Raw genomic sequence first — 6,632 nt, 5'->3', positions numbered from 1 at the left:
TTAAAGACAACCTGAAAAGGTTGTTTTTTTATTTTTCAACGTATATGTATGGTGTTCACTGTAGTTATTAATATAACTGAGCATTAGTTTACTCCATTGTCCTATGTAGATCCTACTTTTTAAATATTATAAAGGCCGCTTTTTGTTTTCGATAATATACAATTTCCATTATATGTCCGAAAGTTCCAGTCAACAATCCTATTACAAGTCCATTAAAGACAGGGAAATCTAGAAATCTAATGACCGTAAAATGTCTGATAAAGCTAGAGTCATGCCAAAATAATCCGAAATCCATTCCTAATACCATTCCGATAAAGAAGCCAGACAAATATGTCCTGTGGTCAACATCTTTACCGACCATTCTATTATTATTGGCTATTGCATAATTGAATGCCTGCCAAATTCCATAACCATATAGTGAGGGGTAAAATAACGCCCAACTATAATCAATCACATGATGGGCTGAATTAATATCTCCCATAAAGGAATCAATGAGAGAAATATTTAGGTTTGAATTCAAATTCACTATAAATTCCAAGCCAATCAACACAGCGCCAACAATATAATCTTTATTGTAAAATTGTCCGAAGCCTGGTAAAACACACGACCATAACATAGCAGCAAATGGAGATTTATATTGTCGACTTTGTCTCATGGTGCTATTTCCCCCAAAAGAGTATGTTACTATAATTTCTGCATAGTAAGTCTAATCTCCTTTATTTGTCCATTTTTTGGTAAAAAGGTCATATACCACTATTATAAATTAGGTAGGAATGACCATGGGGACGGTTTGTGTAGTCGACTGGGAATCCCATCTGGCTGATGATTGGAATCAACTGTTCCACTTTCTCTCCCCCTTCTATAATTAATAAAAAGAGGCCGGATTCATCATGAATCCAGCCTCTCTCCCTTATTAGGCAATTACGTAATCTGTCACATTTCGGTCGATGACTCTTGCTCCTTTTGCAGCTACAAACTTGCCACTGGCCGTTGTGAAAACTTCAGATGCAATAATCTGCGCCATCGATAATTTTACAACTTCTTCATCGATCGGCTCTTTAGGGTTATCGACGGAAAGATTTGCCGTCTTTCCAAACTCTGTGGTAAATTGCAATTCTAATGTTTTTACCATTTCTTTCACCTCCACTCCCTTTATTATTTCGTTAGACTATTAACCTAGAATCGCGGAGCTGTCATTTCGCTCCACTTTGTTTAGCGGGTCATTGCATAGAGCAGCTACTGCTAGTGCCGCTTGCGATAGTTGATCTGCGGTAGCAGCCTTTGTGATATTGCTAAACGTTTTTGCTTTGAGGATGGGATTTCCTTCGTCATCCATGCCCGCTTCAAACACGATGCGAAGCTTCGTAACCTCTAATAATGCTTGTGCCATTATCTCTCACCACCTTTCACCTTCTATATATAGGAAAGTCGGTAAAAAGGACAGGGTAGGGAGAAGAAGATTTTAATTGGTGGTCGAAGATTAATAGTTTTTAGTTGAAAAATGCCCTCGTGCTTTTACTGTGTTCTTGGTATTTCTTGTTTACGAATCCGAAGAAAGAAATAAAAATGTACCTAAATAGGCGGAATCCAACAATCAACCTCATTTATACTTCTGATGTTCTTCGTAGTAATCTTAATTGCCAAGGTAACCAAAAGCCAAAAACAATAATGAATACAGGGATAGACCACCAAGTATGCCATCCTTTTAACTTCATATATCCAACTTGAACAAGCATCCATTCAGATAGGGCAGACAAGAGGGTAAAAAGGGTAACATATATCCATTTCTTTTCCTGTTTCAAATAGTTAAGAAATATTACAGCATAACAGGAAGGGATGATACCCATACTTATCAAATCACCGATTCCTTCTTGCTTTGGATCACGACCTAGATCAAATACATCAAAGTAATTTAACATAAAGAACACATCTATTATTATTGCTACAAATCCAATCGTACCAAAGATAAAATAAATTTCTCTCCAACTTAATCGTTTTGGCATAAAAAGCATATAAAGCAAAGAAATAATCCCCAAGATAATAGGGAACCATATGCCTTTAGCTGATAAATCCAAGTTTTGGATGAACTTTTCCATAATATATATCTCCTTTATTCTTTAAAAAAAAGGTGTTTATCGGAACCCACATATCTCAAAAGATAATTGTTATTTTTTGAAAAATCCACACAAAAATGCACCAGAGGGATTGGATAATTTCGGTAAATATTGCTGGAAACTTTGTTTTTGGGAATAAGTTTTGGTTCTAGAAACTACGGTTTACGTTTATGGTACTGTTCTTGTTCAACGAAGCAGATTTAAGTAAATAATAAAAAAGGGACTAATTTAAGCATTAGTCCCTTTTTCATTGATGGACTTCATAGGTGTTCCATATGTATTTTCTCCCTATTTTGGGGATATTATTCCTTGATGGATTTAATAGGAGGAAAGTTCTATGGAAAATAATCACGATCATATTAAGTTAACAGCTGGTGAGCTTGCGGTTTTATGGGGTTCTTATATGAATGATTCGTTAGGTATTTGTACGATTTCTTATTTTTTAAAGGATGTGGAAGATCCAGATATTCGTTCTGTTTTAGAGTATGCTTCGGATTTGGCAAAAAAACATATTGAAGTCGTAACGGATATTTTTAAAGAAGAAAAAATCCCTATTCCAATGGGGTTTACAGAACAAGATGTTAATTTGGACGCTAAAAGGCTTTATCCAGATACGTTTATGCTTTACTACATTCAAAATATGGGAGCAACAGGGATAAATAGTTATAGTGTAGCCCTGCCCAATGCAGCTAGAATGGATATTCGTGAGTTTTTTACATCTTGTATGGGTTCATCCTGTGAACTTTATAATCGGGCATCGAATGTTCTTCAGGAAAAAGGTCTTTTTATCCGTTCTCCTTATATTCCTTATCCGAGCCAAGGTGAATTTGTTCATAAACAGCATTTTTTAGCAGGATGGATGGGGGAGCAAAGACCTTTAACAACGATTGAAATTTCAAATTTATTTTTTAATTTGTACAGAAATTCGCTTGGAAGTGCTTTGTTAACAGGCTTTTCTCAAGTTGCTCAGTCTAAAGAAGTTCGCCGATATATGGTCCGTGGCGCTGAAATTTCAAGTCATCATAGTGCCGTTTTTGCTAAATTTTTAACGAATGATAATCTTCTTTCTCCAATGACTTGGGATATCATGCCGACAACATCAACAGAATCGCCGTTTTCTGATAAATTGTTGATGTTTCACTCAATAGCACTGAATAATGCAGGAATAGCGTATTATGGTACAAGTTTAGGAGGAGCTGCAAGAAAAGATCTGGCAACTGCTTATAATCGTTTAATATTAGAAGTAGGAGAATTCGCAGTGGATGGAGCAAATATTATGATTGATAACGGGTGGTTAGAAAAGCCTTTTTCAGCACCTGATAGAAAAGACTTGGCAAAAGGTTAGAACGATGTGGTATCTTTTGAAAGATTATTAAGGAGTATTGCCCTCATTGGATTTGGGCAGCCCTTTAAGGATTTTCTCGAATCCTCGATACCACAGTTTAGGTTTATAATATGTTTCAATAGCTTTACTTATTGGGTCTACTAAGCGTTCAATCATTCAACTTATTCAAAGATATGGAAATAGATATGTCTAACAGGGGAAAGATACGACCTTGAAGTTTAGTGTGGAAGTGTACTCCTTCCAGACTAAACTTCAAGGCTAGTAAGAGAAAGCGCGATAGGGATGAAAGACAGACTAGTTGCCTGATGAAGAGACTGCTAAATCACAGGATCTATTACTACCCAAAGAGGGTAATTCAAGTTCTTAAATCCCGTAGCTATGAATACATGTAAACAACAATAAAAGGTGCATTCCTTCAGCATTTTTTAAGTTGATACTATATATAAGTGAAGGTTAATTGAAGAAGGGAATTAAAAAGAGGATGCAGTGCATACTGTATCCTCTAATCTTTTGCTGCACGCAGTAGTCCGTTGTAGGTGCAGCATTACCAGAAAATGATGGTATTCATGAGCAATTCTGGAGTCAAGTCCAACTGCAACAAGTGAATACTCAAGGTGTTTCTAAATTATTTCTCTCATTATTTCTCTAGTATTTTTCCGTAAAAAGTCCTACTCCTAATGGAATATTATAAATTTAAAAGCTACAGCTACAAAAGAATCTGGAATTGAGGGATTTAAGACTTATTGATCTAAATCTAAACTTCTTTAGTTATATCATACTTTAACAATTGTCGATGGTCATAAAATTTCTCAAAAATAATACCCATTAAATAGAAAAATAATAAACCAAAACAAATGTGAATGAGTGTAAATTTAACTCCAAATGATGCGAATTCATATACAATAACTGGTAATTTCGCAGTTGTCCAAACTCCTAAAAAAAATACAATGTACCGTATGCTTGCCCCTTTTCTTAATAAAAGTGCCGCAATTGGAAAAGCTACGTAGAGTGGACCAGCTGCAATTACTCCTAATAATAGGGAGAACAAAATGCCATAGATGCCGGATTTCCTTCCCATATATCTAATTAGTGTTTCTTTCTCCACCCATTTGTCAAGCAAACCTACGAATATTAAGACAGGAGGGAGTAGAAACAGCATATCTAAAATGCTTTTTTCTGTTAATTGAAACGCGTTCCATCCCACCGATTGGTTTATAAAAGTAAGGATAATGAGCCCAAATAATAAAATGAAAAAGAAACGATATCTTTTTAATTCAATCATCCCATCACCACCCAAATAATATATGGAAATATTAGGGACATTAACACTGCAGATGCATTGCGAGAATAGGCAAAACTTCGCCCAAATATCTTTTGTTCCATAGGTAAAGTTGTGATTCCTACTGACATTAATGTAGACATTAATACAGCTACTTGAGGTAGTCCTGCACCATTTTGGACTAATGTATGTCCAAGAGGAAATACAACAAAGCTTGGAACTAGTGCAATAGATCCAATTAATGCTGAATAAACAATACCTATCAATCCAGACTTTTCTCCAATGATTGAAGAAATTAAGGATGGAGTTAATATAGATAGTGATAGTCCAACGAAAAGCATAATTGATAACATGTCAGGTATAATATTACGAAAGCTTTTCCATGACTTTAATAGAGCATCTCTTGTTTTATTTCGATCTTTTATAAAAGAAATACTGAGAAGAATAATAGCCATAACGTAAAGGATAGCACCATTAATCATGATTAGACTCCTTCCATTTTTTGTATTTATTTAAGAAAAATGATAAGTTCTTCATTTTTTCTTCGATATCTATTTGAAAATCTTCTAATTTTCTTTTTCCAACTGTAGTAATTTTGTACATTTTTATAAGCTTATCTTGATCAGATCTGTCCAAATAAGACTCAACAGCACCTTCTTTCTCTAATGTTTTTAATGTGCGATATAAGATGGCACTATCAATAGGATTGATGGGAAGCTCTTCTTCACATTTCTGCAGAAGTTTCCCTCCATAGCTATCTTCCTCTGTTAAAAACAGCAGAAGAAATGCACCTGTATGTCTCCCTGTATGTTTCATGAAATATATAACCTCCTAATTTAAATGTAAAATTTTTTTCGGCAACACTTTACTGTTAATAACAGTATACTGTCATCGACAGTAATATGTCACTGACAGTATGTCCTTTTTTAAAAATTTTTTGTTCAATTTTTCAGTTCAGCTTTGGTAGGGTTAGTTGGATGGTGGCTTAAGAATGGAATGTCTATTAGTAATTGTTATGTTTGGAATGGGCCTGACACTCGAGCTATCGGATTTTAAAGAAGTATTTAGAAGACCGAAAGAAGTGGCGCTTGGGGTCATCGGTCACTTTATCATTATGCCGTTACTTGCCTTTTTATTGGCGGTCGGACTCCATTTACCTGAAGAAGTTGCTGTAGGTGTCATTTTAGTAGGATGCTGTCCAAGCGGAACTGCTTCCAATGTTATGGTGTTTCTAGCAAGAGGAAATGTGGCACTTGCCGTTGCAATTGCCTCAGTTTCTACGATTCTTGCACCAATTGTTACACCATTGCTTATTCTTCTGTTTGCGAGCAAATGGGTTGATGTCAGTGTTGCTTCCTTATTCCTTTCGATTGTACAAGTTGTCATTGTTCCATTAGCAGCTGGCTTTATCATTAAAAAGTTCTTTGGCAAACAGGCAAAAGCCGGTGCAAAAGCATTGCCGCTTGTTTCCGTTATTGCGATTGTGTTAATTGTATCTGCTGTCGTAGCAGGCAGCGCGACCAAAATTGCTGAATCGGGTCTACTTATTTTTGGTGTAGTAATCCTTCATAATCTGCTTGGCTTCTTCCTAGGCTTTTTCTTTGCCCGTTTATGCGGGATGGACCTTGCAAAACAAAAGGCTGTAGCAATGGAAGTTGGTATGCAGAATTCGGGCTTGGGAGTCGCTATCGCTACCGCTCATTTCTCGCCTTTGGCGGCAGTACCAAGTGCCATTTTCAGTGTCTGGCATAATCTATCTGGCTCCGTTCTCGCTAATATTTTCAGCCGGATGAAAGAAAAGGATCAAAATGATCAAAGTAGTAAACAAGCAGTCTGATCCTGAAGACCATTCGCCTAAATTTAATAGAATAGAAGAGAAAAACCACCTTTTAAG

General features: G+C 36.0%; 8 protein-coding genes and 1 pseudogene. 2 read left to right on the top strand and 7 right to left on the bottom strand.

Annotation, left to right across the window (positions count from 1 at the left end):
* Positions 1 to 112: 112 nt before the first annotated feature.
* The 4 genes from ACSU6B_RS24595 to ACSU6B_RS24580 form a co-directional block, all read right to left on the bottom strand.
* Positions 113 to 655: a hypothetical protein gene (locus ACSU6B_RS24595; protein ID WP_410888939.1), complete on the bottom strand. Its 543-nt coding sequence runs from the start codon at positions 653 to 655 to the stop codon at positions 113 to 115.
* Positions 656 to 913: 258 nt separating this feature from the next.
* Positions 914 to 1,132 (bottom strand): DUF2922 domain-containing protein, encoded by a 219-nt coding sequence (locus tag ACSU6B_RS24590; RefSeq protein WP_410888937.1) that lies wholly within the window; start codon positions 1,130 to 1,132, stop codon positions 914 to 916.
* Positions 1,133 to 1,171: 39 nt separating this feature from the next.
* The gene (locus ACSU6B_RS24585; RefSeq protein WP_168241034.1) at positions 1,172 to 1,390 is read right to left on the bottom strand and encodes a DUF1659 domain-containing protein; all 219 of its coding nucleotides are present in this window, start codon (positions 1,388 to 1,390) and stop codon (positions 1,172 to 1,174) included.
* Between the two features lie 214 nt (positions 1,391 to 1,604).
* A complete protein-coding gene (locus ACSU6B_RS24580) occupies positions 1,605 to 2,096 on the bottom strand; it encodes a hypothetical protein (protein WP_410888935.1) in 492 nt (163 codons plus the stop codon).
* Positions 2,097 to 2,451: 355 nt separating this feature from the next.
* Here ACSU6B_RS24580 and ACSU6B_RS24575 point away from each other — a divergent pair, with 355 nt between their 5' ends.
* Positions 2,452 to 3,459 (top strand): DUF3231 family protein, encoded by a 1,008-nt coding sequence (locus ACSU6B_RS24575; RefSeq protein ID WP_410888933.1) that lies wholly within the window; start codon positions 2,452 to 2,454, stop codon positions 3,457 to 3,459.
* A 754-nt stretch (positions 3,460 to 4,213) separates the two neighbouring features.
* Here ACSU6B_RS24575 and ACSU6B_RS24570 read toward each other — a convergent pair.
* From ACSU6B_RS24570 to ACSU6B_RS24560, 3 genes are read right to left on the bottom strand one after another with little or no spacing between them, the layout of a single operon-like run.
* Positions 4,214 to 4,741, bottom strand: coding sequence for a permease (locus ACSU6B_RS24570; protein WP_410888931.1), 528 nt, complete (start codon positions 4,739 to 4,741; stop codon positions 4,214 to 4,216).
* Positions 4,738 to 5,220, bottom strand: a complete 483-nt coding sequence (locus ACSU6B_RS24565) for a hypothetical protein (RefSeq protein WP_410888929.1) — start codon at positions 5,218 to 5,220, stop codon at positions 4,738 to 4,740. Before ACSU6B_RS24565 ends, ACSU6B_RS24570 begins: the two co-directional genes overlap by 4 nt.
* Complete coding sequence (locus tag ACSU6B_RS24560; RefSeq protein ID WP_410888928.1) at positions 5,213 to 5,554, bottom strand: PadR family transcriptional regulator; 342 nt, start codon at positions 5,552 to 5,554, stop codon at positions 5,213 to 5,215. The genes ACSU6B_RS24565 and ACSU6B_RS24560 overlap by 8 nt, the downstream gene beginning before the upstream one ends.
* A gap of 184 nt (positions 5,555 to 5,738) precedes the next feature.
* Between ACSU6B_RS24560 and ACSU6B_RS24555 the strand changes: the two are divergent.
* Positions 5,739 to 6,575 (top strand): annotated as a pseudogene (locus tag ACSU6B_RS24555) (bile acid:sodium symporter family protein); the annotation flags it as partial.
* Positions 6,576 to 6,632: the final 57 nt, after the last annotated feature.

The sequence above is a fragment of the Neobacillus sp. C211 genome, from assembly GCF_051842875.1.
Classification (GTDB): domain Bacteria; phylum Bacillota; class Bacilli; order Bacillales; family Cytobacillaceae; genus Neobacillus.
Note: the sequence above shows the minus strand (reverse complement) of the source record. Positions and strands in the feature narration are given on the sequence as shown.

Bases quoted from the DNA above. Each gene is read 5' to 3' on its own strand.
- ACSU6B_RS24595 (WP_410888939.1), bottom strand. From the start codon at position 655: ATGAGACAAAGTCGACAATATAAATCTCCATTTGCTGCTATGTTATGG.
- ACSU6B_RS24590 (WP_410888937.1), bottom strand. From the start codon at position 1,132: ATGGTAAAAACATTAGAATTGCAATTTACCACAGAGTTTGGAAAGACG.
- ACSU6B_RS24585 (WP_168241034.1), bottom strand. From the start codon at position 1,390: ATGGCACAAGCATTATTAGAGGTTACGAAGCTTCGCATCGTGTTTGAA.
- ACSU6B_RS24580 (WP_410888935.1), bottom strand. From the start codon at position 2,096: ATGGAAAAGTTCATCCAAAACTTGGATTTATCAGCTAAAGGCATATGG.
- ACSU6B_RS24575 (WP_410888933.1), top strand. From the start codon at position 2,452: ATGGAAAATAATCACGATCATATTAAGTTAACAGCTGGTGAGCTTGCG.
- ACSU6B_RS24570 (WP_410888931.1), bottom strand. From the start codon at position 4,741: ATGATTGAATTAAAAAGATATCGTTTCTTTTTCATTTTATTATTTGGG.
- ACSU6B_RS24565 (WP_410888929.1), bottom strand. From the start codon at position 5,220: ATGATTAATGGTGCTATCCTTTACGTTATGGCTATTATTCTTCTCAGT.
- ACSU6B_RS24560 (WP_410888928.1), bottom strand. From the start codon at position 5,554: ATGAAACATACAGGGAGACATACAGGTGCATTTCTTCTGCTGTTTTTA.